29 protein-coding genes are annotated in these 26,800 nt (G+C 36.6%); 17 read left to right on the forward strand and 12 right to left on the reverse strand.

Features of this window, described 5'->3' with window-relative positions:
- Position 1 precedes the first annotated feature (1 nt).
- The 4 genes from RCG25_RS09480 to RCG25_RS09495 are packed head-to-tail and all read right to left on the reverse strand — an operon-like array spanning position 2 to position 2,462.
- Positions 2–1,246, reverse strand: a complete 1,245-nt coding sequence (locus RCG25_RS09480) for a hypothetical protein (protein ID WP_308083425.1) — start codon at positions 1,244–1,246, stop codon at positions 2–4.
- Positions 1,247–1,260: 14 nt separating this feature from the next.
- Positions 1,261–1,467, reverse strand: coding sequence for a DUF2249 domain-containing protein (locus RCG25_RS09485; protein WP_308083426.1), 207 nt, complete (start codon positions 1,465–1,467; stop codon positions 1,261–1,263).
- Between the two features lie 48 nt (positions 1,468–1,515).
- The gene (locus RCG25_RS09490) at positions 1,516–1,749 is read right to left on the reverse strand and encodes a DUF2249 domain-containing protein (protein ID WP_308083427.1); all 234 of its coding nucleotides are present in this window, start codon (positions 1,747–1,749) and stop codon (positions 1,516–1,518) included.
- Between the two features lie 20 nt (positions 1,750–1,769).
- Positions 1,770–2,462 (reverse strand): Crp/Fnr family transcriptional regulator, encoded by a 693-nt coding sequence (locus RCG25_RS09495; RefSeq protein ID WP_308083428.1) that lies wholly within the window; start codon positions 2,460–2,462, stop codon positions 1,770–1,772.
- A 214-nt stretch (positions 2,463–2,676) separates the two neighbouring features.
- Between RCG25_RS09495 and RCG25_RS09500 the strand changes: the two genes are divergently transcribed.
- The 4 genes from RCG25_RS09500 (at position 2,677) to RCG25_RS09515 (ending at position 8,295) form a co-directional block, all read left to right on the forward strand.
- Positions 2,677–5,040, forward strand: a complete 2,364-nt coding sequence (locus RCG25_RS09500; RefSeq protein ID WP_308083429.1) for a nitric-oxide reductase large subunit — start codon at positions 2,677–2,679, stop codon at positions 5,038–5,040.
- A gap of 392 nt (positions 5,041–5,432) precedes the next feature.
- On the forward strand, positions 5,433–5,669 hold the full coding sequence (locus tag RCG25_RS09505; RefSeq protein WP_374121041.1) for a DUF2249 domain-containing protein: 237 nt from the start codon (positions 5,433–5,435) through the stop codon (positions 5,667–5,669).
- Between the two features lie 209 nt (positions 5,670–5,878).
- The gene (locus RCG25_RS09510; protein ID WP_308083430.1) at positions 5,879–7,387 is read left to right on the forward strand and encodes a carboxypeptidase M32; all 1,509 of its coding nucleotides are present in this window, start codon (positions 5,879–5,881) and stop codon (positions 7,385–7,387) included.
- On the forward strand, positions 7,384–8,295 hold the full coding sequence (locus RCG25_RS09515; protein WP_308083431.1) for a DMT family transporter: 912 nt from the start codon (positions 7,384–7,386) through the stop codon (positions 8,293–8,295). Before RCG25_RS09510 ends, RCG25_RS09515 begins: the two co-directional genes overlap by 4 nt.
- Positions 8,296–8,322: 27 nt before the next feature.
- Here the strand turns inward: RCG25_RS09515 and RCG25_RS09520 are convergent, their stop codons facing one another.
- Genes RCG25_RS09520 through RCG25_RS09530 form a run of 3 tightly spaced genes read right to left on the reverse strand, consistent with a single transcriptional unit; the run spans position 8,323 to position 10,638 of the window.
- Positions 8,323–9,990 carry a b(o/a)3-type cytochrome-c oxidase subunit 1 gene (locus RCG25_RS09520; RefSeq protein WP_308083432.1) on the reverse strand — a complete coding sequence of 556 codons (1,668 nt, stop codon included), beginning with the start codon at positions 9,988–9,990 and terminating at the stop codon, positions 8,323–8,325.
- Positions 9,990–10,466, reverse strand: a complete 477-nt coding sequence (locus RCG25_RS09525; RefSeq protein WP_308083433.1) for a cytochrome c oxidase subunit II — start codon at positions 10,464–10,466, stop codon at positions 9,990–9,992. The genes RCG25_RS09520 and RCG25_RS09525 overlap by 1 nt, the downstream gene beginning before the upstream one ends.
- A gap of 22 nt (positions 10,467–10,488) precedes the next feature.
- Entirely contained in the window at positions 10,489–10,638 is a 150-nt protein-coding gene (locus tag RCG25_RS09530) for a cytochrome c oxidase subunit 2A (protein ID WP_308083434.1), read from the reverse strand.
- A gap of 538 nt (positions 10,639–11,176) precedes the next feature.
- On the opposite strand from RCG25_RS09530, the gene RCG25_RS09535 reads away from it, so the two are divergent.
- The 6 genes from RCG25_RS09535 (at position 11,177) to RCG25_RS09560 (ending at position 19,224) form a co-directional block, all read left to right on the forward strand.
- Positions 11,177–11,302 (forward strand): hypothetical protein, encoded by a 126-nt coding sequence (locus RCG25_RS09535; protein WP_308083435.1) that lies wholly within the window; start codon positions 11,177–11,179, stop codon positions 11,300–11,302.
- Positions 11,303–11,506: 204 nt separating this feature from the next.
- Positions 11,507–12,595 (forward strand): type III polyketide synthase, encoded by a 1,089-nt coding sequence (locus tag RCG25_RS09540; RefSeq protein ID WP_308084143.1) that lies wholly within the window; start codon positions 11,507–11,509, stop codon positions 12,593–12,595.
- The gene (locus tag RCG25_RS09545) at positions 12,596–13,165 is read left to right on the forward strand and encodes an isoprenylcysteine carboxyl methyltransferase family protein (protein ID WP_308083436.1); all 570 of its coding nucleotides are present in this window, start codon (positions 12,596–12,598) and stop codon (positions 13,163–13,165) included.
- 539 nt (positions 13,166–13,704) lie between these two features.
- A complete protein-coding gene (locus RCG25_RS09550; RefSeq protein ID WP_308083437.1) occupies positions 13,705–17,364 on the forward strand; it encodes a dynamin family protein in 3,660 nt (1,219 codons plus the stop codon).
- A gap of 27 nt (positions 17,365–17,391) precedes the next feature.
- Positions 17,392–18,219, forward strand: coding sequence for a sulfurtransferase (locus tag RCG25_RS09555; protein ID WP_308083438.1), 828 nt, complete (start codon positions 17,392–17,394; stop codon positions 18,217–18,219).
- A 111-nt stretch (positions 18,220–18,330) separates the two neighbouring features.
- Positions 18,331–19,224, forward strand: coding sequence for a 5'-3' exonuclease (locus RCG25_RS09560; RefSeq protein WP_308083439.1), 894 nt, complete (start codon positions 18,331–18,333; stop codon positions 19,222–19,224).
- A 54-nt stretch (positions 19,225–19,278) separates the two neighbouring features.
- Here RCG25_RS09560 and sspL read toward each other — a convergent pair whose 3' ends face one another.
- On the reverse strand, positions 19,279–19,416 hold the full coding sequence (gene sspL, locus RCG25_RS09565) for a small, acid-soluble spore protein L (RefSeq protein WP_307287041.1): 138 nt from the start codon (positions 19,414–19,416) through the stop codon (positions 19,279–19,281).
- Between the two features lie 83 nt (positions 19,417–19,499).
- Here sspL and RCG25_RS09570 point away from each other — a divergent pair, with 83 nt between their 5' ends.
- Entirely contained in the window at positions 19,500–19,991 is a 492-nt protein-coding gene (locus tag RCG25_RS09570) for a divergent PAP2 family protein (RefSeq protein ID WP_308083440.1), read from the forward strand.
- Positions 19,992–20,032: 41 nt separating this feature from the next.
- Positions 20,033–20,302 (forward strand): DUF6123 family protein, encoded by a 270-nt coding sequence (locus tag RCG25_RS09575; RefSeq protein ID WP_308084144.1) that lies wholly within the window; start codon positions 20,033–20,035, stop codon positions 20,300–20,302.
- Positions 20,303–20,356: 54 nt separating this feature from the next.
- Here RCG25_RS09575 and RCG25_RS09580 read toward each other — a convergent pair whose 3' ends face one another.
- Positions 20,357–21,277, reverse strand: coding sequence for a DMT family transporter (locus RCG25_RS09580; RefSeq protein ID WP_308083441.1), 921 nt, complete (start codon positions 21,275–21,277; stop codon positions 20,357–20,359).
- 6 nt (positions 21,278–21,283) lie between these two features.
- On the reverse strand, positions 21,284–21,694 hold the full coding sequence (locus RCG25_RS09585; RefSeq protein WP_308083442.1) for a reverse transcriptase-like protein: 411 nt from the start codon (positions 21,692–21,694) through the stop codon (positions 21,284–21,286).
- Between the two features lie 166 nt (positions 21,695–21,860).
- Here RCG25_RS09585 and RCG25_RS09590 point away from each other — a divergent pair, with 166 nt between their 5' ends.
- Both RCG25_RS09590 and RCG25_RS09595 read left to right on the forward strand, forming a co-directional pair.
- On the forward strand, positions 21,861–22,517 hold the full coding sequence (locus tag RCG25_RS09590) for a reverse transcriptase-like protein (RefSeq protein ID WP_308083443.1): 657 nt from the start codon (positions 21,861–21,863) through the stop codon (positions 22,515–22,517).
- Between the two features lie 20 nt (positions 22,518–22,537).
- The gene (locus tag RCG25_RS09595; protein ID WP_308083444.1) at positions 22,538–22,723 is read left to right on the forward strand and encodes a zinc-finger domain-containing protein; all 186 of its coding nucleotides are present in this window, start codon (positions 22,538–22,540) and stop codon (positions 22,721–22,723) included.
- 225 nt (positions 22,724–22,948) lie between these two features.
- Here the strand turns inward: RCG25_RS09595 and cspD are convergent, their stop codons facing one another.
- Positions 22,949–23,149 (reverse strand): cold-shock protein CspD, encoded by a 201-nt coding sequence (gene cspD, locus RCG25_RS09600; RefSeq protein WP_026563856.1) that lies wholly within the window; start codon positions 23,147–23,149, stop codon positions 22,949–22,951.
- A 278-nt stretch (positions 23,150–23,427) separates the two neighbouring features.
- Between cspD and RCG25_RS09605 the strand changes: the two genes are divergently transcribed.
- The 3 genes from RCG25_RS09605 (at position 23,428) to mntR (ending at position 26,492) form a co-directional block, all read left to right on the forward strand.
- Positions 23,428–23,709, forward strand: coding sequence for a hypothetical protein (locus RCG25_RS09605; RefSeq protein WP_308083445.1), 282 nt, complete (start codon positions 23,428–23,430; stop codon positions 23,707–23,709).
- Between the two features lie 101 nt (positions 23,710–23,810).
- Positions 23,811–25,979 carry a DNA topoisomerase III gene (locus tag RCG25_RS09610; protein ID WP_308083446.1) on the forward strand — a complete coding sequence of 723 codons (2,169 nt, stop codon included), beginning with the start codon at positions 23,811–23,813 and terminating at the stop codon, positions 25,977–25,979.
- A gap of 93 nt (positions 25,980–26,072) precedes the next feature.
- Entirely contained in the window at positions 26,073–26,492 is a 420-nt protein-coding gene (gene mntR / locus RCG25_RS09615) for a transcriptional regulator MntR (protein ID WP_308083447.1), read from the forward strand.
- 40 nt (positions 26,493–26,532) lie between these two features.
- Here the strand turns inward: mntR and RCG25_RS09620 are convergent, their stop codons facing one another.
- Positions 26,533–26,745: a DUF3892 domain-containing protein gene (locus RCG25_RS09620; RefSeq protein ID WP_308083448.1), complete on the reverse strand. Its 213-nt coding sequence runs from the start codon at positions 26,743–26,745 to the stop codon at positions 26,533–26,535.
- Positions 26,746–26,800: the final 55 nt, after the last annotated feature.

Below are 26,800 nucleotides of genomic sequence, written 5' to 3' on the forward strand. Positions count from 1 at the left end.
ACTATTTTTTTAGAACGCTTAAAATACTAACTGCAAATACAATAAATACCACCGACAAAATCATCTGGCCAATAGTAAAAAGAATCGTTACTTTTAGTACAAAAGAAACAAAGATCACTAATACTGAAAGAATGAAAAACAAGAAGAGAGGAACAACAATCTTCTCATTCATCATGTCCTTTAAGGATGGGACCGCTTTTTTTCCAATTTCCTTACTATATTTATAGGTCCACCACAAGAATGGAACGATTTTGTAGAGATATCCGATTATGCTCAGGACAACCCATAAAAATAAATAGCAATAAATGAATGGACCAGCAAGAGAAGTTATGGCTTTTGTCCATACTAGGATGAATGCCGCTAAATGTAGGATATTCCCTAATCCAATCGCAACTAATGCAAACGTAAAAGGCTTATCCAGCTTCTTTTTCAATCGTTTTTTAATAATAATGCTTATATGATAACTAAAAACGGAAAATCCTGCTAACAGTAAAAAGAACCCCATTTTTAAAAGAATATGATTATCCATAAAGAAGGAAGTCAATAAAGTGACAAGACCTCCAGTATAAAGCCCATAAACAAATCTAGCGTGTATCATGGGAAATCCATGAGATAGGGAAAACATAGGTACCATTTTATAAGAAAATCCAAAAATTAGTAATGTAAACCAACCGGTTACGCCCATTAATAAATGACTTTTAAATATAGATTGATAATTTGCAGCACCAAAACCTGTTTTCAGGCTATAAATCATGGTAATTCCCAAGATGATAGTAATAAATAAACAAACTAATGCTGTGCCAACAAATGCTGTAAGAATATTCGGCTTTGCTTGTTTTTTTAATGTCATATACATTTGAAATAAAAACATCATTATTCCCAATAGTGTAAGGCTTCCAGGAATCAAGGCATTTTGCGGTGCCCAATATAACATACCAGAAAAGGACAGAATTCCTGCTGCCGTGATAGAAAATTGAATAAAACCGAACTTTTCACTCCATATTTTTGTTAAAAATGCTACAGGTACTAGCTGATACATAGCGCCCATGGCGGCCATTAATGCCCATCCTAAGACTAATAAATGAGCAGAAGACCAGATTGCAGGAATTCTAAAGCTTCCAGCTGCCAACATTTGACCATTTATTAATAGGATCAATTGGGAAAGAACCAATGCAATCAAACTAAAAAAGATAAAGGAAATAGGAAGCTTAATATTTGTTTCACTTCCCATAGATTGAGGAAGCATACATGATCACCTACTTACCGGAAGATTTCAATCTTGAAACTTCCGTCATTTTGTTGTTCTGTTCGTTGCTTGTAGCCCAATTCTTCCAACTGTTCGTAAAGAAACATGGGTCTTCTATCATTTATTATTGTTAAAACCTCATTTTCATTCAATGTTTCTAAAGCGGCTAACGTTCTCATCATTGGCTGTGGGGGTTCTAACCCCCGATTATCTAAAATCAACGTATTCACCTTCCATGTATTAAAATTCTTACCTCTATCGCTCTTTATTTATCTTGTTTTTGTAAAGGTTATTTTCCAGTGTTTTTTATCAATTTCCTCTTCCTCATGGGTAAAACCTTTTGCCTTTAGTACGCTGAAAAGTGGAACTGGTTTAAACGGGGCATGTAGGATAAAGAGATCATTTGTTTTACACTCCTTAACGGCCTCCATAATCTTTTGGAAAGGTTCCAATTTATTTTTTAAATCCTCGCGGACATCAAGTTCAATAATTCGTTGTGCCATTTATGACAACTCCTCTAATTTTAATAGAATAATTCCTGTTGAAGTGCTTCACGGTCGATTAAGTAATATCCCTCATCGTCCTGTATGACGTATTCTTTCTTTTTAACTTGATTTATTGTGCGGCTTACGGTCTCCCTAGAAGTACCAATCATATTGGCTAATTCTCTATTCGTAAATTGAGTGGTAAACCGATATCGATCTCCAACCTTATCACCGTTAGTTTTGCATAATCTAATAAGTAATAAAATGATCTGTTCATATGTGTTATGAAGTACTTGCGCTTCTAACCTTCCTTGAAGATCTACAATTTTTTCACCTAACACTTTAAAAAGTTTAATGCAGAGCTCCGGATAGGAAATTAATATTTCTTCAAACTTGTCTATAGGAATTACCACTAAATGAGCATCTTCCATAACTTCCGCGTGTGCGGGGAAATTACCTTTTCTGAAAAATCCAGCATGTGGAAACATCTCTCCAGGTTCGAGAACGGATATGATTTGTTCTTTCCCAGCTTGGTCTGTCTTATAGATTTTAATTTTTCCACTATGAATAAAGAAGACTCTATCAAGTGGGTCATCTTGCATGAAAACATACATCTTATGTTTATAAAATCGGGTTTGTGCAATTTTTACGATGGGTTCAAGTTCTTGTGTACTTAATTCCTTGAAGATTGGAACCTCGGACAATCTTCTGATAATATCCACTTGCTTCAATTAACATCACCTTCATATTAGTAATTCAACTTAGCTTCATTGTAGCAAGGATTTCACACTGGATATGTGACCTCCGTCATAGCTAGAGATCTTTTTGAAAATAATTCTCGGTTGCGTGATAAATATCACAGGGGTAGGATGAGGCGCTTCACTTTGTGAGATGGCTATCAAAGTTACAATACGAGTGTAAAGAAACATGAGAGGATGAAAGGGTATGGAAATTCAGCGGGGAACACAGGCAAAAAAAGTGGTAAAGGCAAATAAAAATGCCTTGTTGAAGTCCACATTAATTATTACCATTTTACTTAGTTTCACTGTCTTATTAGCGGGAGGCTATTGGATATTTAAGGAACAGGCCCCTAGACCAATAGAGGTAACCAATGAAAAAGGCGAGGTATTATTTACAAAAGACTCCATAATGGGTGGTCAGGCAGTTTTCCAAAAATATGGCTTAATGGATTATGGAACGGTTTTAGGGCATGGATCCTACATGGGTCCAGATTATACAGCGGAAGCATTAAAAATCTATACAGAAGGTATGCAGGATTTTAAAGCTAATGAAGATTATGGCAAAGATTATTCGAAATTAAATGCAGATGAAAAAGTCATTATTAAAAATAAAGTAATTAAAGAAATGCGCAAAAATAGATATGACAGCAGCAAAGATACAATGGAGCTAACAAATGCTCAAGCTTTTGGTCTTGAGAAAGTGAGAGCCTACTATAAAGATATCTTTACAAAGGGTGACGGCTGGGGATTAAAGGCAAACCTTATTAAAGAAAAGGATATACCTGCTAAGGATCGTGCCTATGTTGCAAAGGGTGATCAGATTACCCAGATTTCAGACTTCTTCTTTTGGACGGCTTGGCTTTCAAGTACAGTACGTGAAGGTGATAAAATCACCTATACAAATAACTGGCCCTACTATGAAGACGCTGGAAATCATTTATCCTTCTCTGCTATTTGGTGGAGCGGTGCAAGTGTAACCATACTTATTTTAATGATTGGTATTATTCTTTATTTATTCTACCGTTATCAGTTTGGTATGCAAGAGGCTTATAAAGAAGGCAAGTTTCCACAAATTGATTTACGTAAAATGCCAGTGACAAATTCACAAGTAAAATCAGGGAAATATTTTACCATCGTATCTGTATTATTCTTTGTTCAGTGTATGTTTGGTGCGTTACTTGCTCACTATTATATTGAACCTGATACATTCTTTGGAATTAAGTGGATCCATGATATTCTTCCATTTAACATCACTAAAGGCTATCACTTACAACTTGCAATATTCTGGATTGCAACAGCATGGCTAGGTATGGGGATTTATGTAGCTCCATTAGTCGGTGGTTATGAGCCTAAGAAACAAGGCTTATTGGTAGATATTTTATTCTGGGCTCTTGTTGTCCTGGTGGGCGGCAGTATGGTTGGAGAATGGCTTGGAGCAAATGGATATTTAGGAAATCAATGGTTCTTATTCGGTCACACTGGTTGGGAATATATTGAACTCGGCCGCGTATGGCAGCTCATATTAATTGTTGGTATGTTGATTTGGTTGTTCATTGTATTTAGAGGTGTTAAAGCAGGTCTAAAGCGTGAGACAGATCGCGGCGGACTTATCCACCTATTATTCTACTCAGCTATTGCTGTACCGGCATTCTATATTTTTGCATTATTTATCAATCCTGGTACTAGCTTCACATTCGCAGATTATTGGCGTTGGTGGATTATTCACTTATGGGTAGAAGGTATTTTTGAAGTTTTTGCAGTAGTCGTCATTGGTTTCTTAATGGTTCAATTAGGTCTAGTAACCAAGAAATCAACCGTAAGACAATTATACTTCCAATTAATCCTGCTATTAGGCAGCGGTGTAATCGGTATTGGTCACCACTATTATTATAACGGTTCTGCAGAAGTATGGTTAGGACTTGGCGCGGTGTTCTCAGCGTTAGAAGTTATCCCATTAACCTTGTTAATCCTTGAAGCATATGAGCAATACAAAATGATGCGTGAGGGTGGAATTAATTTCCCTTATAAAGGTACCTTCTGGTTCTTAATCTCTGTCGCAATTTGGAACTTGGTTGGTGCAGGTGTACTTGGATTCTTAATCAACTTACCAGCAGTAAGCTATTTTGAACACGGACAATTCTTAACACCAACACACGGCCATGCATCAATGATGGGTGTATACGGAATGTTTGCAGTAGCAGTTCTATTGTATTCACTAAGAAACATTGTTAAGCCAGAGGCTTGGAATGATAAATGGATTAAAGTTAGCTGTGTTTTATTAAATATCGGTCTTGCAGGTATGGTATTCCTATCATTACTACCAGTTGGTTTCATTCAAATTAAAGAAGCCTTCTATCATGGTTATGCAGCAAGCCGCTCTGCATCATTCCTTCAAAAGGATATCGTGCAAACTCTACTAACATGGCGTGCGGTACCTGATACCATTTTCCTTATTGGTGTGTTAATTTTAGTAATATTCTGTATAAAAGCACTCTTTAACTTACGTAAACCAACTCATAAGGAAGAAGAGCAACTTCCTGTTAAAGATCTTTCTATCGACGAAGAGTAATTAGGGAGAGGCTGACTCAAAAGCAAAGGTGTCTGACCCCACAATTCAATATCTAGTTAAAACCTAGTGAAATCTAGTCTGGATATTGTTTTTTTAGTGTGTCAGACCCCTTATGAGTCAGCCTCTTTCTTTTTCCTGTAATAGATTTTCGTAACATTCAAAACAAAGTATTTCATTCTTTTCTGTATGGATGCCGTTAAAAAAGCCATCTAAACAGTATATATTCTTGTTGCAGCACTTGCATGAGCCTACTAATTCCTTCATTTTTTCTAACCTCCTAACTAAGAAAAGAGTATTAATAAAATCATTTCTTGGGTGTGATAAGATGCACTAAAAATGAGAAAAGGATTTCTTATAATGAAATAGAAGTAAACAAAATAAAAGGAGTGATAATGTTGCAAACGTATGCAAAAGTAATCCATGTGCCAGACTACCCACCACGTGAAAAGCATCCAACAATCTTTAACGGATTTGATGAGCTATCATCAGGAGAAACCATGATGATTGTTAACGATCATGATCCGAGACCACTTTTATACCAGTTCATGATGGAGAGACCTGAACAATTTTCTTGGGAATACCTAGAAGAGGGTCCTGAAACATGGAAGGTTGCAATCAGTAAAAAGTAAGCTAGGAATTTACACCTTTGAATTTTCCAGGCTGCTTAACTCTTTCTAATCATTTTACGTGTGAATATTTAATTTTCAGTTTTTTCCCTATGAATATATTTTACAACAGAAAACTCTTTCTGTTGTTTTTTTTATCATTATTAGTCTCAAAAGGCCAACTTTTCAGAATTATATGGTAAAATTTAAACGTTATGAAAGGGGGCAATGCTGTGAGTACAAAAACTATTCAAATAGAAAAAGAGTTTTTGGATTACGTGAAAAAAATGACTGCATATCATGAGGCACTTGGCGTTATTTATTGGGATTTAAGAACAGGAGCGCCCAAACAGGGGGTAGAACAGCGGTCAGAAGTAATCGGTATGTTATCTTCGGAAGTATTTAAAATGTCTACTTCTGAAGAAATGGCTGCTTACATAGCAAGTTTATCAAAAGCTGAAGTAGATGATAAAACAAGAAAAATTCTTGAAGAGTGCAAAAAAGAGTATGAACGTAATAAAAAAATTCCAGCGGAAGAATACAAAGAGTTTGTGATCCTCCAATCAAAAGCTGAGAGTATATGGGAGGAAGCGAAAGAGAAAGCTGATTTTGCTATGTTTAGTCCGTATTTAGAAAAGCTGGTAGAGATGACAAGAAGGTTCATAAGTTACTGGGGGCATACGGAAAAGAGATATGATGTCTTGTTAGATATGTATGAACCAGGTATGACGACAGAGGTACTGGATGATGTATTTGGTAAACTCAGAGAGAGGATTGTTCCTTTAGTAAAGAAAATCTCTGAAGCAGATAATAAGCCAAATACAGATTTCTTATTTAAAACTTTTAAAAAGGAAAGTCAACGCGATTTCAGCTTAGAAATCCTGGCAAAGATGGGATATAACTTTCAGGCTGGACGGCTGGATGAAACTGTTCATCCATTTGCGATTGGGCTGAATCCTGGGGATGTTCGTGTCACTACAAAGTATGATGAAAATGATTTTCGGACGGCTATATTTGGTACCATTCATGAGGGGGGCCACGCCTTATACGAACAAAACTTTTCAAAAGAGTTAATCGGCACACCTCTTTGTTCTGCTGCCTCTATGGGTATTCATGAATCCCAATCTCTTTTCTATGAAAATATTGTTGGAAGAAGCCTTCCTTTTTGGAAAAATAATTTTGAACTCCTTAAGAAATATGCAAATGGCCAGTTTGATTATGTTGATATTGAAAGTTTTTACCGGGCAATTAATGAATCTAAACCATCTTTTATTAGAATAGAAGCAGATGAACTAACCTATCCGCTTCATATCATGATTCGTTACGAAATAGAAAAAGGCTTATTTGATGGTACCATACAAGTGAAGGACCTGCCTCAGATTTGGAATGATATGTATGAACAGTACTTGGGAATTGTTCCGAAGAATGATGGGGAGGGTATTCTCCAGGATGTTCACTGGGCGGGAGGAAGCTTTGGATATTTCCCTTCCTATGCATTAGGATATATGTATGCTGCGCAATTTAAGCATAAGATGATTGAGGAAATCCCTCATTTTAACCAATTGGTAGAAGAAGGGAATTTGCTGCCGATTAAAGAGTGGTTAACGAAAAATATTCATCAATACGGGAAATTAAAGAAACCACTTGAAATTCTAAGAGATGTTACAGGTGAGGGCTTAAATGCAGAGTATTTAATTGAGTATCTCATTGATAAATATGAAAAGGTATATCAATTGCAGTGAAAAGGCTCATTCCGATCATTTTCATTTCTAGTAGTGCTGCATTATGGGGGATTATTGCCATATTTGTTAGAAAGCTAACCGAATTAGGTTTTACACCGATGGAGATTGTCACAGTAAGGGTAGTGACTGCAGCAGTATTGCTTGGAATCCTTGGTATCAGTAAATATTCATCACAGATGAAAATCAAATGGATGGATCTTAAATTGTTTATAGGAACCGGCGTTTGCAGCATTGTGTTATTCAATTGGTGCTACTTTTCTGCAATCAATCAGATGAGTTTATCCATTGCTGTCATACTATTATATACAGCCCCTGTTTTTGTTACAGCTTTATCCTTTCTATTTTTAAAAGAGAAAATGGATTCAGTAAAATTATTATCAGTCTTAGGGACAATTGCAGGGTGTGTAATGGTTGCAGGGGTAAACCTTCATGCGACAAGCTTTAGTTTTATTGGAATATTAACAGGACTCGGGGCCGGCTTTGGATATGCCTTATATAGTATCTTTGGCAAATTTGCTTTAAAAAAATATCAACCCTTTACGGTTACTTTTTATACGTTTGTCATTGCATCTATCACATTACTGCCTTTAACAAATATTTGGGAAAAGGGTTCCTTACTGGTAAGTCATGAAGTTCTTCTATACGGGATTGGTTTGGGGCTTTTTCCAACGGTATTGGCTTATTTACTCTATACAAAAGGACTCGAAAAAGTAGACACTAGTAAAGCTGCTATTATTGCAACGGTTGAACCTGTAGTAGCCACGCTTTTAAGCGTTTTTCTTTATCGGGAAGGGTTCAGTGTTACCCAGGGGATCGGTACTTCCTTGATTCTTTTATCTGTTTTGCTTGTAAATCGGTCAAAAAATAATTCAAACCAAATATACGAAGAAAAGGCTTCAATCCAATGATTGAAGCCTTTTCTCATATATTTCAAACTACCATTTACTCCAAGTTTGGAAACCTTTCGATCCTGGTGGTGCATTTTGAATGATATCAATAAACGGTATGGTGTAAGCAAAAAGAATTAAAGCAGCTGTAATACCAAGCCATAATTTCCAGTTTTCAAATACCATTGGTGCTTTTTCTTCCGGACGCTCTGCTTCACCAACTGGGAATTCTTCTTCTCCCTTTGGAGCAAAGAATGCTAGATTGATAAAGATAATTAGCACTAAGATAATACCTAAGAAAAGGATGGAGCCACCAACTGCTTGAGCAATTTGGTAAGGGATCCACTCTGCCGCTTGCTTCGCACCGCCATAGGTTGAGAAGGAAGAACGTCGTGGGCCACCAAGCAAACCTTGTGCATGCATGGAAGTTGACATGAAGGCCATTCCAATTGTCCATACCCAGCCTTGAATAATACCTAGTTTATTCATTGCTTTTGTTAATTTACGTCCTGTTAAATGCGGTACTAACCAGTAGGAAATTCCAAAAAATGTTAACGCAACAGATGTTGCTACCGTTAAGTGGAAATGGCCTGTTACCCATATAGTATTATGAACTACTTGGTCCATCTGGTTTGAAGCGTTAATAATACCACCGGCACCAGCTGGGATAAAAACAGCCATACCGATAAATGGAACGATAAAACGAGCATCACCCCATGGTAGAACTCTGAACCAGCCAAAAAGACCAGTTGCGCCTTTTGAACGGCCATATCTCTCAAAGGTTGCAAATAAAGAGAAAGCAGTCATTAATGATGGGATAATAACCATGAATGTTAAAATTACTTGTAAGAATTTCCATGCTGGATCAATTCCAGGTTCGGTTAATTGGTGGTGAAATCCTACCGGTATAGAGAAAAGCAAGAACAAAATAAAAGATAAACGAGCTAAGGAATCGGAGAAAATTTTCCCACCGATAATTTTTGGGATGATGGCATACCAACACATATAAGCGGGTAATAACCAGAAATAAACTAATGGGTGACCAAAATACCAGAACAATGTACGGCTGACTAAAACATCAACAGTATCCACTAAGCCAAGTGACCAAGGCAGTAATTGGAATAAAACGGTTGCAGCAACACCTAATGTAGCAACGATCCAAAGAACAGTATTCACTACAGCCATAAAGCTTAATAACGGACTTGGCTGTCCTGGATTATTCTTACGCCATTTTGCATAGGTCAGAATCTGAGCAGAACCATCAATCCAGCTTCCGACAACTACAAAGGTTAAGCCCAAATAAAAAATCCAGTGTGCTTTTAGTGGAGCATAGAACGTATAAAGAACAGATGCTTCTTTAAGCAAAACCATTGTTGCAGCCATTAATGTACCGATTAACATGACCCAAAAGCCAATCCAGCCGGTACGTCTTGCTGCTGGGGAATGTCCGCCAGTTGTTCTGCTTACCGCAGCATATTGAAATCCCATAATAAAGAAAGTGGTTAAAACAAGTCCCATTAATACTCCGTGGACAGTTAAAACTTGATAATAATCGATTCCCCAAGGAAGTTCCCATTTACCAGAACGAACGAGGGTTTGGAGAAGTCCCATTAAACCACCAAGAGCAAGAGCGGAGAAGGCGACAAAAAAGTGTGCCATCGAAAGCTTTGCATCACGTGGGTCAACTTTTACTTTTACAGCTGTATTGTTAACCATTATTTTACCACCTCAATCTTTGAACTCATTAGATGGTGTCCAGCACCACAATATTCATTACATACAATTAGATATTCGCCAGCCTTGTCAAAGGTTGTCGTATATTCACTGACATAACCAGGTTCAAGCATCATATTAATATTAGTTCCAGCTACTTCGAATCCATGAACAACATCTGTTGTTGTTGCAATGACCCTTACTTTCGCACCTAGTGGTACTTTTACTTGCACAGGATTAAATGAGAAGGCTGAAGCCACATACACTAATTCATAGTCCCATTCTTTCCCTTCAACTTTGTGAAGGCCTGGCTCTGTAAATGGTTTTGTTTGATTGACCTTCTCAGGATTAATAGTAGTTAAACAACTAGGTGGTTTGTTACCTAGATAAAAAGCACTAACGCCAATGGTGACCAAAAATACTACAAGGGCACCTATTCCAAATGCGAGCCATATTTTTTCAAATTTATGCATATGCATTATCTTTTTCCCCCTTCAATCATTAAAAACGTTCTACAAATAGGTAATAGACGCCTACCCAAGTGACAACAATGAAAAATCCCAAAAAGAAAACGGACGCTAATGTTCCTTTGAGAGAAGAGCTGTCTTCGATCTCGGTTTTTTGTTTTGTTTTTAATTCTGTTTTTGCCATCCCCTTGCACTCCCTTCAAGAAAAGTAAAGATTAAATAATAAGTTCTCTTTCATAATACAAAACAATTGTGAAATTAAACTATAAAATTTGGAAGTTCACAAATTGTTCATTCCTTAGGTAACTACAATGTTAATGTTAAAAACCTGATATAACAGTGATTTATGTCACATTAACCTTGGGGTAAATGTGACATAAATGTGAACCATCACACTTTACCTGTGATAAAAGTAATTGATTAAAGTTTCACAAGCAAAAATCCATGTTTTAGAAACCAAGTCACATTCCTGAAATAGAAAAAATAAGATAAATCATAATGACTTAGTTTAAGGCTGTGTTAAAGAACATTGTTGCTTTTTAAAACCTGTTGATTGGAGCGGAAGGCTCGAAGACTCCTGTGGGAGTACGGTTCAGGGGAGACCCCGCAGGCGCGTTTCTCCGAGGAGGCTCGCCGAAACGCCCACGAACCGCTCGAGCCTGGAGCGGAAATCAACAGACAAGTTAACAGAGCCTAGTTTAATAAGGAAGCGAGGGTCTTCTATGGAAAAATATTATTGTGAACAATGTCGATTATTATATAACGCAGAACAAGAGTGTAAAGTTTGCGGATTAATGGCAAATAAAAAAATAAAGATTGAGGTTCAAGCTCAACCAGAAAAACAATAAGCCACGAAAATTGGTAAAGATTATGTAATGAAGGAAATTTAAAATCGCGATATAATTTAAGAGCACAACAACAACAACCTTCAAAACGTTTGCTTCCCTGTCGTAGGGAGGCTTTTTTTTTGCCCATGTAGTGAAATAATCATTCGAATAATTCTCCTGATTACTGGAAAAAATACCCGTACATAGGATGAAGGAGAATGTATGATGCCCGCTATTCTTTCTGTTTCAGAAGTAATACCCCCATATGAAATTAATCAAAATCAAGCAGTAGAGTTTGCACGTGATCTTTTTGCAGACTCATTTAAGGATATTGAAAGACTCTTAAAAGCCTTTCAAAATGGACAAATTGAAAAAAGGCATTTTGTGAAAGGGTTAGATTGGTTTAAAGATAACCATACGTTTGAGGAGAAAAATAATGCTTACATAGAGGCTGCTGTAACACTTGGTAGTGAGGCGATTACCAAATGCTTAAATAATACTATTTTTCTTGAAAATCCCCTGCCTTATGAAGAAATTGATGCGATTTTTTTTATTTCAACTACAGGTGTGGCAACTCCAAGTATTGATGCGAGAATCATGAATCAACTCCCTTTTAGTCCACACACGAAACGGATACCAATTTGGGGGCTTGGATGCGCCGGTGGGGCTGCGGGATTATCAAGAGCATTTGAGTATTGCTTGGCATTTCCTGAAGCAAAGGTGCTTGTTCTTTCAATTGAACTATGCAGTCTAACCTTTCAACGTAATGATCTGTCAAAGAGTAATTTAATAGGGGTCTCACTATTTGCAGATGGGATTGCCTGTGCATTGGTTTGTGGCGACTCTTCGAATACAAAGAGTTATAGAAAAAAAGCAGCATACCCATCGATTATCGGGACAAAATCTACACTCATGCCAAACTCGTTGGATGTAATGGGTTGGGAGATTAAAAATTCAGGCTTGTACGTTGTATTCTCGAGAGATATACCTCGAATTATTGAAGAATGGTTAAAGCCAAATGTGAAGGAATTTCTAGATCAATATCACATGAGCCTAAGTCAGGTAGACTATTTTATTGCCCACCCTGGCGGTAAAAAAGTGCTAGATGCCTATGTTAAATCATTAGATATCCCTACTTCCATGACAGATATATCCTTAGAGGTGCTAAAACAATTTGGCAATATGTCGTCGGTTACAATCCTTTATGTACTGAAACGAATCATGGAGAAGGATATTCCGAAGAATACTATCGGGCTTGGAACAGCTCTAGGTCCAGGGTTTAGTTCTGAACTGCTACTAATGAGGTGGGTGTAAATGAATAATCTTCTTCCATTCCTTGTTTTATTTGAAGTCATCATTTCTCAAAGAGTAACAGAGCTTCTTATTGCTAAAAGTAATGAAAGATGGATGAAGAAAAATGGTGCCATCGAGTTTGGAGTAAAGCATTATAGATATATGGTTGTCATGCATATTCTGTTTTTTATTGTTTTTTTCGGCGAGAAGGTTGGGCTGAATCGCGGATTATCCCCAATATGGCCTTTATTGCTGACCGTTTTTATAGTTGCTCAGTTAGTCAGATTATGGGCAATCACTTCGCTTGGAAAGTATTGGAACACAAAAATTCTTGTCTTAGCCGATGCGAAGGTTATAAGGAAGGGGCCCTATCGTTTTATAAAACATCCAAATTATTTTGTCGTAGCTATCGAGCTACTGGTTGTTCCATTATTATTCTCTTCTTATATCACGGCTATCTTGTTTACCATGTTTAATGCGATGATTTTGTCTCGTCGAATTCCAGAGGAGGAGAAGGCTCTTCAGGATTTAACTGAATATGTTGATGCCTTTCAAGATTGTAATCGTTTTCTCCCTAAGATTGTTAAATAATTGTGACAGTTGATAAAACGTTATTGAAAACGATTATCAGCTATGTTAAACTAATCTCAACGATGAAAATCATTCTCAATCAGAGTTCAAAAAGGGAAGGTGTTACATATGGCTTTTGCTTTTGTTGGAGGAACCGTAGTTATTTATGCATTTGTCATGAAGCACGTCTTACGAAATGCAACTCATTAAATGAAATACTTTCAAAAGCCAAGGAGAAATCCTTGGCTTTTTTCTTTGCGTTCAATAAGAAGGCTGTGTTAAAGAACATTGTTGATATTTATACCCTGTTGATTGGAGTGGAAGGCGCGAAGACTCCTGTGGGAGTACGGTTCAGGCGAGACCCCGCAGGCGCAAGCGCCGAGGAGGCTCGCCGAAACGCCCACGGAAAGCGAAGCACCTGGAGCGGAAATCAACAGACAAGTTTAACAAAGCCAACAAGAAAAAAACAAAATTGTTCTAGAAAAAGTGTGTCAAGATAGGAAATGTTTGAATTATCGTATAAAATAAAAACATTACTAAGTTGCTAAGGGGAATATGTAATGGTTAAAACTGCCAGTCAAATTGAAACTTTTGAAACACTTAAAAATAAGATTGCTTCTTTATATAATTTATTAGCCGACGAAAAAGATGAAGTACAGGCTGAAAAAGTGAAACAACTTGCAAACAAATTAATGAATAGGGAGTTTCTCATTGCTTTTTGCGGGCATTTTTCAGCTGGGAAATCGACAATGATCAATCGAGTGGTTGGTGAGAATTTATTACCCTCAAGTCCAATCCCAACTAGTGCAAACCTTGTAAGAGTAAAGGCAGGAGAGGAATACGCCAAAGTTTATTTTAAAAATGAAAAACCAAGGTTATATCTAGCACCCTATGATTATGGGTTAGTCAAAAATTATTGTAAGGATGGGGACAAAATTGAATCCATTGAAATCAGCCACAAGGATTCTCGTTTACCTGAAAATACGGTGATTATGGATACACCAGGTATTGACTCTGCAGATGATGCTCACCGGATTGCAACAGAGTCAGCATTGCATCTTGCGGATCTTATTTTTTATGTCATGGATTATAACCATGTCCAAGCAGAATTAAATTTCTTGTTTACAAAGGAATTAACGGAAGCAGGGAAAGAGGTTTATTTAGTCATTAATCAAATCGATAAACACAAAAATGACGAATTAAGTTTTACCGATTTCCAAAAAAGTGTAGTTGACTCTTTCGCATCTTGGGGTGTAAGACCAGCAAGGATTTTTTACACGTCATTAAAGGCTGAAAATCATCCTTTAAATGATTTCTCTGAACTTCAGCAGTTCATTCAATCTAAGTTGAGTGAGAAAGAACATTTATTAATCCCGTCAGTTTTTCATTCGTTAAGAAAAATTACCCAGGATCATATCGACCAATCACATAAGTTAGCTGATGAAGAGCTCATTCCTATCCTAAAAATACTAAATGAACTATCGGAGAAGGAAAGACAAGAATTAGAAGCATCCCATCAACGAGTCTCTCAAGATCTCAAAAAGATAAGTGAAGGTACGGGGATAAAGGAAAAAAACTTTGAAAATGAAATTTCACAAATCCTGAAAAATGCAATCATTATGCCATTTCAGACAAGAGCTTTAGCGGAGAGTTATTTAGAATCCTGTCAGCCGGAATTTAAAGTTGGGTTCTTGTTCTCCAAACAAAAGACAAACGAAGAGAAAAGTAAGAGATTAGAGAGTTTCTATCAAGATTTACTAGATAAAGTAAAGTCACAGCTTGAGTGGCATATTCGAGAATTTTTACTCCGCAGTATAAAGGAGGCTGAAATTGAAGATATTGAGTTGCAAGGGTTAGCTCAAGCTTTCTCCATCCCTATTCCTATGCAGTTATTAGAGGATGCTGTTAAGTCTGGAGCACGTGTATCGGGGGAATATGTACTTCGTTATACTGAGGATGTGGCCAATGAGATAAAAAGATCCGCAAGAAATCAACTTTCTGAATTCAAAAGTAAGTTCGTAGAATGTCTAACTATTCAAACATCGAAATTACAACAACAATATGAAGAGGAATTTACCAAAATTGAAAGGTATGTTAATGCCTTAACAGAATTGAAAAAGGCAGAACAGTCTATTTTTATAAAAGATAAAAAGATTGATGACTTGTTTACAAAACATGAGATTCTTCAGGAGGATCGTAACCAACTATTTAGTCAGCATGATGAAGAATATGATGTGATTAAAATTCAAGAGGACTCCCAAGTTATTACTAACCAAGAAATTATATCTAAAAACATAGTGAATACAAAGATTGTTTCCAAGGATGCAGGGGAGATGTTAGAGCAGTCAGATAATCATTTAAAGCAAACAGTTGAACGACTTCATCTTTCATCGAACCTGATAAAAGATTTAGCCGGTTTTCAAAAAATTTCAAAGGAATTGGAAGAAAAGGCAAATAGGTTGGAGAATAAAGGGTTTACTGTTGCGTTATTCGGGGCATTTAGTGCTGGGAAGTCCTCATTTGCGAATGCTTTAATGGGGGAGAAGGTTTTACCGGTATCGCCAAATCCAACGACTGCTGCTATCAATAAAATTAAACCTGTTACAGCTGAAAGGCAGCATGGAACGGTCCTTGTGAAATTTAAAGATCAGGGCTCCATGCTCGAAGATGTAAATCGCTCCTTAAAGGTTTTTGATTTGCATGCTATAGATTTTAACTATGCAGTGAAAATGATTGACCAGATTTTACTAGATAAAAGCCAAGAAGGTGTACTTGAAAAAACACATTTTGCCTTTTTACAGGCATTCAAAAAAGGCTTTGCCTCTTTAGTACCTCTGCTAGGAACCACCAAAGAAACGGATATAAGTGATTTTAATGAATTTGTGGCAAAAGAGGAAAAATCCTGTTATGTAGAGTGGATTGAACTTTATTATGATTGTGAGCTAACAAGAAAAGGGATTACGCTTGTTGATACACCTGGAGCAGACAGTATAAATGCTCGCCACACAGGGGTTGCTTTTGATTATATTAAGAATTCAGATGCTATCTTATTTGTCACCTATTATAATCATGCTTTTTCAAAAGCAGACCGTGAATTTTTAATCCAGCTGGGACGTGTAAAAGAATCCTTCCAGATGGATAAAATGTTCTTTATCATTAATGCGATTGATCTTGCTGAAAACAATGAAGAGAAAGAACTGGTGGCTGAATATGTGACGGACCAATTAATTAAATATGGAATTCGAAATCCACATTTGTATTCCTTATCAAGCTTGCTTGCATTAAACGAAAAACAAAATAAAACTCAAAGCACGCAATCAGGGATGAACTATTTTGAACAGGCGTTTTATCAGTTTATTTCCAATGACTTAACGGAAATGGCTATTTCCTCTGCTGATAAGGAGCTGGATCGTGTCGTTGAATTGGTAAATAAGTTAATACAAAGTTCACAAGAAGACATAACGGTTAAGGAGCAAAAGCGAACAGAGTTTGAAAAAGAAAAGGCTAAAATTAAGGGGTTATTAGAAAAACAATCCGGGGAAAGCCTACAAAATCGTTTAATACAGGAAGCGGAAGAATTAATTTACTATATTAAGCAAAGGGTATTTTTAAGGTTTGGAGACTTCTTTAAAGAGGCTTTTAATCCGTCAACACTTAGGGACGACGGACGCAATTTGAAAAAAGCACTGCAAGCGGCACTTGATGAATTCCTAGAAAGTATTGGTTTTGACCTTGCACAAGAAATGAGGGCAACTACTGTAAGATTGGACCGGTTTATTGAAAAGATTCTTACAGATTATCATGGACAACTAATTCGAAACCTTCAAGAAGTGAATGGGGATCTATCCTTTTCGGCCTTTGAGAAATCCAAGTATGAAAAAATTGATTTTTCCTTAGCATTTAAAGAGATGGATCACCAGCAATTTACTAAAGCATTGGCTCATTTTAAAAATCCAAAATCCTTTTTTGAAAAGAACGAGAAGCAATACATGGTGGAAGAACTGAATCGAATTCTAAGTGTCTCAGCTGACGATTACTTAAAGCAGTCAGGAGATCATTTGAAAAGTCACTATGAAATTGAATTACTGAAGGAAACAAATTGTTTAGTAACCAAATTACAGGAACAAGCGGATGATTTTTACTTAAGTCTTCTCTCTGCATTGGATGGAGGCGTTTCAATCCAAAGGTTAATGGAGATTCAGCAAAAGTTACCAAAATAGATTGGTTTTGAGAAGGGGTGAACTTGGATGAATTTTGTGAAAGACAGGGATTGGCTGTTTACTAACATGAATGATAGTAATTTCGTAATTGTCGATTGCCGATTTTCCTTAGCGGATCCGCATAAAGGAAAAAAAGAATATCTCGAAAGCCATATTCCAGGTGCGGTTTACTTTGATCTGGAGAACGATCTGTCAGCTCCTGTTATGGAACATGGTGGAAGGCACCCATTGCCAGATATGGAGGAATTGATCAGGAAACTTGAAAACGCAGGAATAAATGAATGCAAATCAGTTATTGCTTATGATCATGGGGAAGGAGCTTATGCAGCCAGATTTTGGTGGCTCCTAAAATACCTAGGTCATAAAAATGTCTTTGTCCTTAATGGAGGATATAAACAATGGCTGGAAGCCTGTTACCCAGTGACAGCAGACATTCCTGTGTTTGAAACAGTAAAATTTCATGTTGAACTAAATCCTGATATTTTAGCTACAACGAATGAAGTCGAGGAAGTTGTCCAAAATCGGTTAAAAGACTGGATTTTGATCGATTCCAGAGAAGAAAAGCGCTACCTTGGTTTGGAAGAACCAATCGATAAAAAAGCAGGACATATCCCCGGAGCACTAAATAAGCCTTGGATGGATGGCTTACATTCTTACCAATATAAGTCAGTTGAGGAACAAAGACAAAGATTTTCAAATATCGATGTTAAAAGTCAAATTATTGTTTACTGCGGTTCCGGAGTAACAGCTGCCCCTAATTTCCTTGCTTTAAAAGAAGCTGGATATGAGAAAGTAAAGCTTTATGTGGGGAGCTTTAGTGACTGGATTTCTTATGCTGGAAATAAAATCGAATAAATGACAAGTCAAACCTATGATATAATGGAAAGCGTGTGATTAGAATACCATTCAAAAGCAGGCAAATTGAATCTTTAGATGTTGCCGCTTAAATATAGGGGGACTTAGAAATTGAATAATCAAAAGCCTTCATTAATGCTTGTTGATGGGATGGCATTATTATTCCGAGCCTTTTATGCAACTGCAGTAACAGGACAATTTATGATTAATTCAAAAGGGATTCCAACCAATGGAATTCACGGCTTTGTAAAACACTTATTTACTGCTGTTTCTTCTTTCAAACCAACTCACCTTGCCGTTTGCTGGGATATGGGGAGTAAGACGTTTAGGACGGAGTTATTCCCTGATTACAAAGGGAATCGTGGAGAAGCTCCTATCGAGCTTATTCCACAATTTGATTTAGTGAAAGATGTAGTTGCTTCATTCGATATTCCAAATATCGGATTAGCGGGCTATGAAGCAGATGATTGTATTGGGACAATTGCTCAACAAGCAAAGGATTTTGCTCATGTTTCAATCTTAACGGGTGACCAAGATATTCTTCAGTTACTTGACGAGAGTATATCTGTCATTCTGATGAAAAAAGGCTATGGGAATTACCTTGTGCACACTCCTCAAACCTTTTTTGAGGAAAAAGGAATAACACCTAGACAAATGGTTGATTTAAAAGCGCTTATGGGCGACCCAAGTGATAATTACCCCGGAGTTAAGGGGATTGGTGAAAAAACAGCGCTTAAGCTATTACAAGAATTTCACCATATTGAGGGGATTATTTCCAACTTGGATCGCTTATCAAAGTCTAATAAAACTAAGATTGAACAGGATTTAGAAATGCTACACCTATCCAGAAGACTTGCAGAAATAAAATGTGATGTCCCTGTGTCTTATGTTTTGGAGGAAGCAGGTCTTCGAATTGAAAAAGATAAAGCTTTAAATAAATTAATGGAAGTAGAGCTTCGTGGATTGCAGCGCCTGCTGCCGCTAAATGAAGCGATAATTTCTTAATTTTTGTAGGGAACTGGCTGTCTCCGTAAAGGCAGCCAGTTTTTTTATAATATATTATTTAGTGTTTTTTTTCTTTGCGGCATTTTCAAGCTTGCTTTTTGGCTCTTCAGCGAACTCAGCATCTTGTCCATATCCTTGTGGATTCACACCGGGTGCTTTAACCCCACGATTAGCATTATGTTTTTTACTCATGAACGTTCACCTCCCATTTAGTTAGTATTTCCACAGGGAATAAAAAAATTTGGATTTCTAACAATAATGGTAGAGGTGATTGCATGAATAAAGGAGTTTATCTAGCCCTTTTTAGCATAGGGTTAGCTCAAGGCATGAAGATCCCCATACATTATGTTAAAAAGAAAGAATGGCGGCCCGAGCTGTTTTTTGGCACAGGTGGAATGCCAAGTTCACATTCGGCAGGCGTATCAACACTTACCACTTATATTGCCTTACAAAGAGGACTGCCAACGTTTGACTTTGCCCTTTCACTCGTCTATGGATTAATTGTTATGTATGATGCGCAGGGTGTTCGCAGGCAAACAGGGGAGTTAACTTTAAAAGTAAACTCAATGAATGATTTAATTGAAAAAATCCAAAAAGACGAAAGTGTGGAGTTTAAACAGGAATCACCAAAAAGACTTAAAGAGATGCTAGGTCATCAACCAGAAGAAGTCATTGGTGGAGCTATAATGGGTGTATTGGTAGGGGTCATTGGTCATCTCTGTACAAAAAAGAATAGAAAATCCTCCATTTTTAAGGTAAGATTTTAAAGGGATGTTTAAAGATTTGGGGGAGAGGATTGGTTAAGTCAGTGCAAACAGTGGAAGAGTATTTGCATTACTTGGAAGGAAAAGGCTTTCAATTCCAAGAAGATGCTATTGGTTTTATTTTTTTCGGAAAACATTATACGAATGCAACCGATGAAATGATCAATACAGCAATAGAACTGACATTAAAAGCACAGAAATGCTTTGATGGCAGTTTTTATGTTTCATTATTAGAAACGCTTATATCAAACCAAATAGACACTAGGAAAGACGCTATAAAGTTCATCAAAGAAAAAGAATTATTAGCAATATAAAGAAGAAAGAGGTTGACTTAGTCAACCTCTTTTTCGTACAGTTCTTATCTATTTTCAACCTTCTAGGCTTTTATTTTTTCTAAGTAGGGGAATCTTATTAGTTGGAAGTTCAGCAAATATCATCCCCATAAAAATAAGAATACATCCAAAAAAGGCACTTAAGGACAATCGCTCATCTGCCCAAGCATAACCTGCAATGGCGGCAAAAACAGGTTCCATCGCAAAAATTAATGCCACTCTAGTGGCTGAAGTGAATTTTTGAAAATTTGTTTGAATAAAAAATGCTAAAGCTGTAGCAAAAACACTTGTGACGATTAAAGCAAATAAAACGTCTTGAGACATAAGTATATCTAATTGAAAGGATTTTTTTCCATTTTCGAATATGAAAGATGACCCAATTGATAATAAAGCAACTGTAGAAATCTGGATGACAGTTAATAAAAGGGTGGGATACTTACTACTGAATTTTCCCGTTAAAATAATGTGTAAGGCAAAACTAATCGCGCAAACAAAAACAAACCCATCACCAATATTTAAGGAAGTTACATCTGTCATGGTTAGTAAAAACAGGCCGAGTGTGGCAGTTAGTACTCCAATTATGGCATTTTTGCTTGGATATTGCTTAAGTAGTACCATCGAAAACAGTGGGACCAAGACTACACTTAGGCCTGTAATAAATCCGGCTTTCGATGTAGTTGTATATAAAAGACCAATCGTTTGGGTTACATATCCTAGAAAAAGCCAAAAACCAATAAAGATTCCTGAGGCAACTAGTTTGAGATTTAATTTCTGTAATTGTTTCCTTTGAAAAACTAGAAGACAAAAAATTAATAATATAGCTGCAATAGAAAATCGAATTCCGTTAAAGGCAAAAGGCTCCAAAAAATCAATTGCATTTTGGACAATAACAAAAGTGGTTCCCCAGATTAATGTAACAAAAAGCAAACTCAAATCTGCAACTAATGGTCTTTTCATGTTGAATTATAATGCTCCTTCACTTGAGTTTTTTTGTATAGCAAGCCTTGCTAGTCTATCTGCTACCTTATTTTCGGCGCTTGGAATCCATTTCATAAAGAACAATTCCATTTTTCTTGATAATTCTAAAGCTTCGTCAAGTAAAGGCGAGAATTGTTTGTTTTTTACAAATTCCTTTTCCATAGCCCTATTAATTAATTCCGAATCCGTTCGAAACGACACAACTGAGTACATCAATCCTTTTTCAAGGCATATTTTTAATGCGTGTATAAAAGCATGGAATTCGGCTTCATGGTTTGACATCGTCCCAAGTGGTAAAGAATATTCTTCAGCCAAACCGTTCCCTTTAATAAAAATCCCAGCTCCACTTGGACCAGGGTTACCAGCACTTGCCCCATCAATATAGACTTCAATCATGCTGTTTCCTCCATTTGTTAATTAATAAAGTTTATCATATTTTAACACAGTAATGCAGGAAAATATTTTCTTCTGCTTAAGTGGGTATGATAAACATATATATTTAAATAGAAGCACGTTTTACACCAAAGTGTGTATTGAAATCATTCATGAGAGGCTGAATACAATGAAATATAGGTTAGAATGGAAATATAAATTAAAAAGTAACGAAAAAGTACAATTTTCATCTGAGTGGGTATCTGGTGAAACAGCCATACAAATAGGTGAAGAACTTGAAGCAACAGGAAAAGTTACCGAACTATATTTTTATGATGAAAAAGAGACATCTTGGATTTTAAAAGAAATGAAGAAACTGTTGACTGAAGTAGAGGAAGAGCCACATGATATTACGGTTTATTTTGATGGGGGATATCAGAAGGAATCTAATCTCGCAGGACTAGGTACGGTTATTTTTTTTAAACAAGGAAAAAAGAAATACCGCATTCGGGCGAATGAACGCTTGGAGCAATTGGAGAACAACAATGAAGCTGAATACGCCGCTTTTTATTATGCACTAAATATATTAGAGGATCTAGGCGTTCAGCATTTGTCATGCGAGTTTAAGGGTGACTCTCAGGGAGTATTAAAACAGCTGGACGGTGATTGGCCTTGCTATGAGGAAACACTAAATCGCTGGCTTGACCGAATTGAGGAAAAGATGAAAACGCTTGATCTCAACCCCAAATATACAGTCATTTCAAGAAAAGATAATAAGGAAGCTGATCGCTTAGCCACCCAAGCCTTAGAAGGAAAAGAAATATTTGCGAAAACACTAATATTATAGTCGAGGAGCGCGGTTGCTTAGTGAGAGACACTGGCAGAAAGGAATTGTTAAATCACCTAGAAAACATTATGGTTCAATTTTGTGATGGCTGCTTTTTGCATCAGCATGTAAAAATAGAGGGTGGAAGAAGAGCAGCCCATCGTTTCTGTATCACACAATGTACTGTAGGAGAAAAACTCCAGGAATATGGTAAGAAACTGAGGTAATAATTGATTGCAATAAGAAAAGCGGAAGCGCCTTGATCAGCCCCGACAGGCAAATGTTCTTCTGCAAAAAAAGTCGCTCTTTGACTTTTATTGCAGAAGGTTATTTGACCCGAGGGGCTAGGCGCTGGAGCTGGACAATTCTCGAAGTCGAATTTTATACTTTCTGATCATATTAAAAAGGCTGACGATAAACGTCAGCCTTTGATTGGTTATAGTTAGTAAAGATTAAAGTTTTACTACGTTAGCAGCTTGTGGTCCGCGGTTTCCTTCAACGATTTCGAAAGAAACTTCTTGGCCTTCTTCTAATGATTTGAAGCCTTCACCTGTGATAGCGCTGAAGTGTACGAATACATCGTCTCCGCCTTCAACTTCGATAAAACCGAAACCTTTTTCATTGTTAAACCATTTAACTTTACCGTTTTGCATGTACTTCTTCCTCCTAAGCCCTTAAAGACACCCCAGGTGCCAAAGATAAATATTATCATGTAAAAAACAGCAAAAATACATTCGCATATAGTTGTTACATGATGATTTAAATATACAATATGGGAATTGGACAGTCAAGAAATGCAAACGTTTTTTTGGTTATTTTATCAACTTTCATTGGGATTTTACATAATTAGAATTTTAACGATAGAGTAACATAAAATTCCTGCTCGCTCATATGTTAGATTAAAAATATTTGTTATAGAGGCGGGGATACCATGTTTCGATTTTCAATTGCGGGGGAGGAATGGATTTTACGATTCTCACCACAAGTATTCATTGATGCAGCAGAAAAACAGGTGATCTTGATGTCGCTGCTTCATATTGGTGACGATTTAGCGAACTTTCCACATGGTAATGCCTTTATTATGTTTACAAAGAAAATTGGTGCTATTGTCTTTGATGTAGAAAGAATTCCGTCACTTATTTTAACCGTTTCAAATATTGTTCCAGAGGAAAATTGGTATTTACAAGAATCCGCTGTCAAAAAATTAAAGTAAGAATTATATATTCTTTGAGGGTTACCTAAATCAGGTAACCTTTATTTAGTTTATTTTGATATAATAAATTTGGGATGCTTTGTAAAAAGGGAGCAATTAGTATGAAATTAATTATTGCAGAAAAACCGGATCAAGGTGCAACATTAGCGTCAATTTTTAAGCATAGAAAGCAAAATGGATTTATTGAAATTTTCCCTAATGATATTTTTCAACAAGGAGCTTATGTTACCTGGGCAATTGGTCATATTTGTCAATTAGTTGCTCCAGAAAAATATTCGTCGGGATGGAAAAAGTGGTCCTTAGATAATTTGCCGATTATACCGGACCAATTTGAATATGAAGTAACAAAAGATAAGGCAAGACAATACCAAGTCATTAAACAGTTAGTGGCAAATCCAGCGGTAACGGAAATTATTCATGCAGGAGATGCGGGCCGTGAAGGTGAACTGATCATTAGAAATATACTTAGGTTAACAAAATGTAGAAAACCGATGAAAAGACTTTGGATTTCTTCGTTAACGGCAAATGCTATAAGAGACGGCTTTAAAAAACTACTAGAGGAACAAGATACTCGAAACTTATATTTTGAAGCCTATACAAGGGCTTGTGCTGATTGGGTAGTTGGAATGAATGCGTCACGTTTATATAGCTTACTACTTCAGAAGCAGGGATTTTCTGATGTTTTTTCAGTTGGGAGAGTGCAAACTCCGACATTGGCATTAATTGTAAAAAGAGAACTAGAAATAGAGAATTTCAAGTCTGAACCATTTTGGGAAGTTTTAGCTTATTTTAAGATCAATGGAAAAAAGTATCGCGGAAAATGGCAAAATGACGGGGAAACCCATGTGAAAACGAAAGAGTTAGCTGAAAAGATAGCTGCTTTTTGCAGAGAAAAACCTGCTGAGGTCAGCGAGGTACAGTCTGAAAGAAAGGAATTTCTACCGCCTCTTCTCTATAATCTGTCAGCACTTCAAGCGGAAGCGAATAAACGCTTTAAGTTCTCACCTAAAAAAACACTTGATATCATGCAAAAGCTCTACCAAAAAGGAAATGTTTCCTATCCACGCTCAGACTCTCGATATGTAACTAAAGAAGAAGCCCATACTTTCCCAGATATCCTTAATAAATTAAGTCAAATGGAAGATTATGCTACTTATTTTCCTTTGCCTAACCAATCTATTGCTGATAATAAACGATATGTCAATGAAAAGAAGGTTACGGATCACTATGCAATAATTCCTACAGAACAAATACCCAATGTTGAAAAGCTTAGTCCAGACGAGCGGAAAATCTATGATTTAGTAGTTACTAGTTTAATTGCAGCGCATTATAATAAATCAATTGCAGAATATACAACAGTGATCACACTTGTTGATGGTCGTGCCTCTTTTATTTCAAAAGGGAAAGTACAAATTGAAGAAGGATGGAAAAGGGTAATACATTCGAAAGAACGTGAGGATGAACCCGCACTACCATCCCTCCAAAAAGGGGAACAGGGGTTAACTGAAAAGGTTGAAGTAAAAGAGAGTCAAACTCAGCCACCGAAACGGTATACGGAAGGTCAACTAATTACGTTAATGAAAACGGCTGGCAGGCATATTGATGATAAGGAACTAGAGAAAATTCTATCAAAGACAGAGGGGTTAGGAACAGAGGCAACTAGAGCTGGCATTATCACTATGTTAAAGGATCGTTTATATATTGATGTAAAAAAGAACTTGGTGTATGCAACAGCTAAGGCCAAAATATTAATTGAGGCGATAGGACCTGAAATATTGGCCTCACCAGAAATGACTGCTAAGTGGGAGCAAAAACTAAAAGAAATATCCGAGGGTTCGGCCGTACCGAAGCAATTCATGGAACAAACAAGAAAAATGGTAATACATTTAATTTCATCTAGTTTAGAACAGGCACAAAAGTGGTCATTTTCGGAGGATGTTCGTGACCAATTTACTCCTGGTAAACAAAAAAATAAAAGACAATCGTATACTAAACTGGGCCCTTGTAAAAAATGTGATGGTACTATTGTTGATAAGGGAAGCTTTTACGGATGTTCAAATTATCAAAAAAACAAGTGTGACTTTACCATTTCAAAAAAGATTCTTGGTAAAACTATTACCCAAAAAAATATCAAACTTCTGCTCTCCGAAGGGAAAACCGAAGTGATAGAAGGGTTTATGAACAAAGAGAAAACCTTTAACGCTCGACTTTTTCTTGATGAGAAGGATAGAAAAATAAGGTTTTTATTTAATGAACCAGTTCCAAAATAATACAAGAATGTTTGAATTAAGTGATAAAGAACCTTGTCACTTAATTTTTTCTATAGTAAACTTTTAATGATTCTTATCAATGGAGGGTACGGGATGCCAACACCAAGTATGGAAGATTATATCGAACAAATTTATATATTAATTGAAGAAAAAGGATACGCTCGGGTATCAGATATTGCCGAAGCGCTGTCTGTCCATCCCTCCTCAGTAACAAAAATGGTACAAAAGTTAGATAAAGATGAATATTTAGTGTATGAGAAGTATCGAGGGCTTCGATTGACTTCAAAGGGGAATAAAATAGGAAAGCGGCTTGTTTTTAGACATGAATTGCTTGAACAATTCCTAAAAATTATTGGAGTAAAAGAAGAAAATATATATGTTGATGTTGAAGGTATCGAACATCATTTAAGCTGGGACTCTATTGATCGAATTGGTGATCTCGTTCAATTTTTTGAAGAAGACCAGAACAGAGTGGATGCATTAAAAGAAATCCAAAAACAAAATGAACAATAGAATAAAGTGAAGAGAGGCTGTTTCTATGACAGCCTCTCTTTTAGAATAGATTTGGATAATGGTCAAAGGACTGATCCTGATCGGGCAGTAAGGAAACTCTTCCTTCCCCATCATCAATGGCTTGTATACCCTGAATTAAACCATTTTCAGCCTCTACCAACGCTTTGCGGTATGAAATAATCCGTCCTTCTGATGTCACAAAGCTGATGATTTCTCCAAAATGATTGCGGTGAAGGGCAACGATTGTTTCCATATGAATTTCCCCCTTTCCGCACTAGTGTTTCTAAAAATAATGAATAATAAACGAA

The sequence above is a fragment of the Neobacillus sp. PS2-9 genome (assembly GCF_030915525.1).
In the GTDB taxonomy this organism is placed as follows: Bacteria; Bacillota; Bacilli; order Bacillales; family Cytobacillaceae; genus Neobacillus.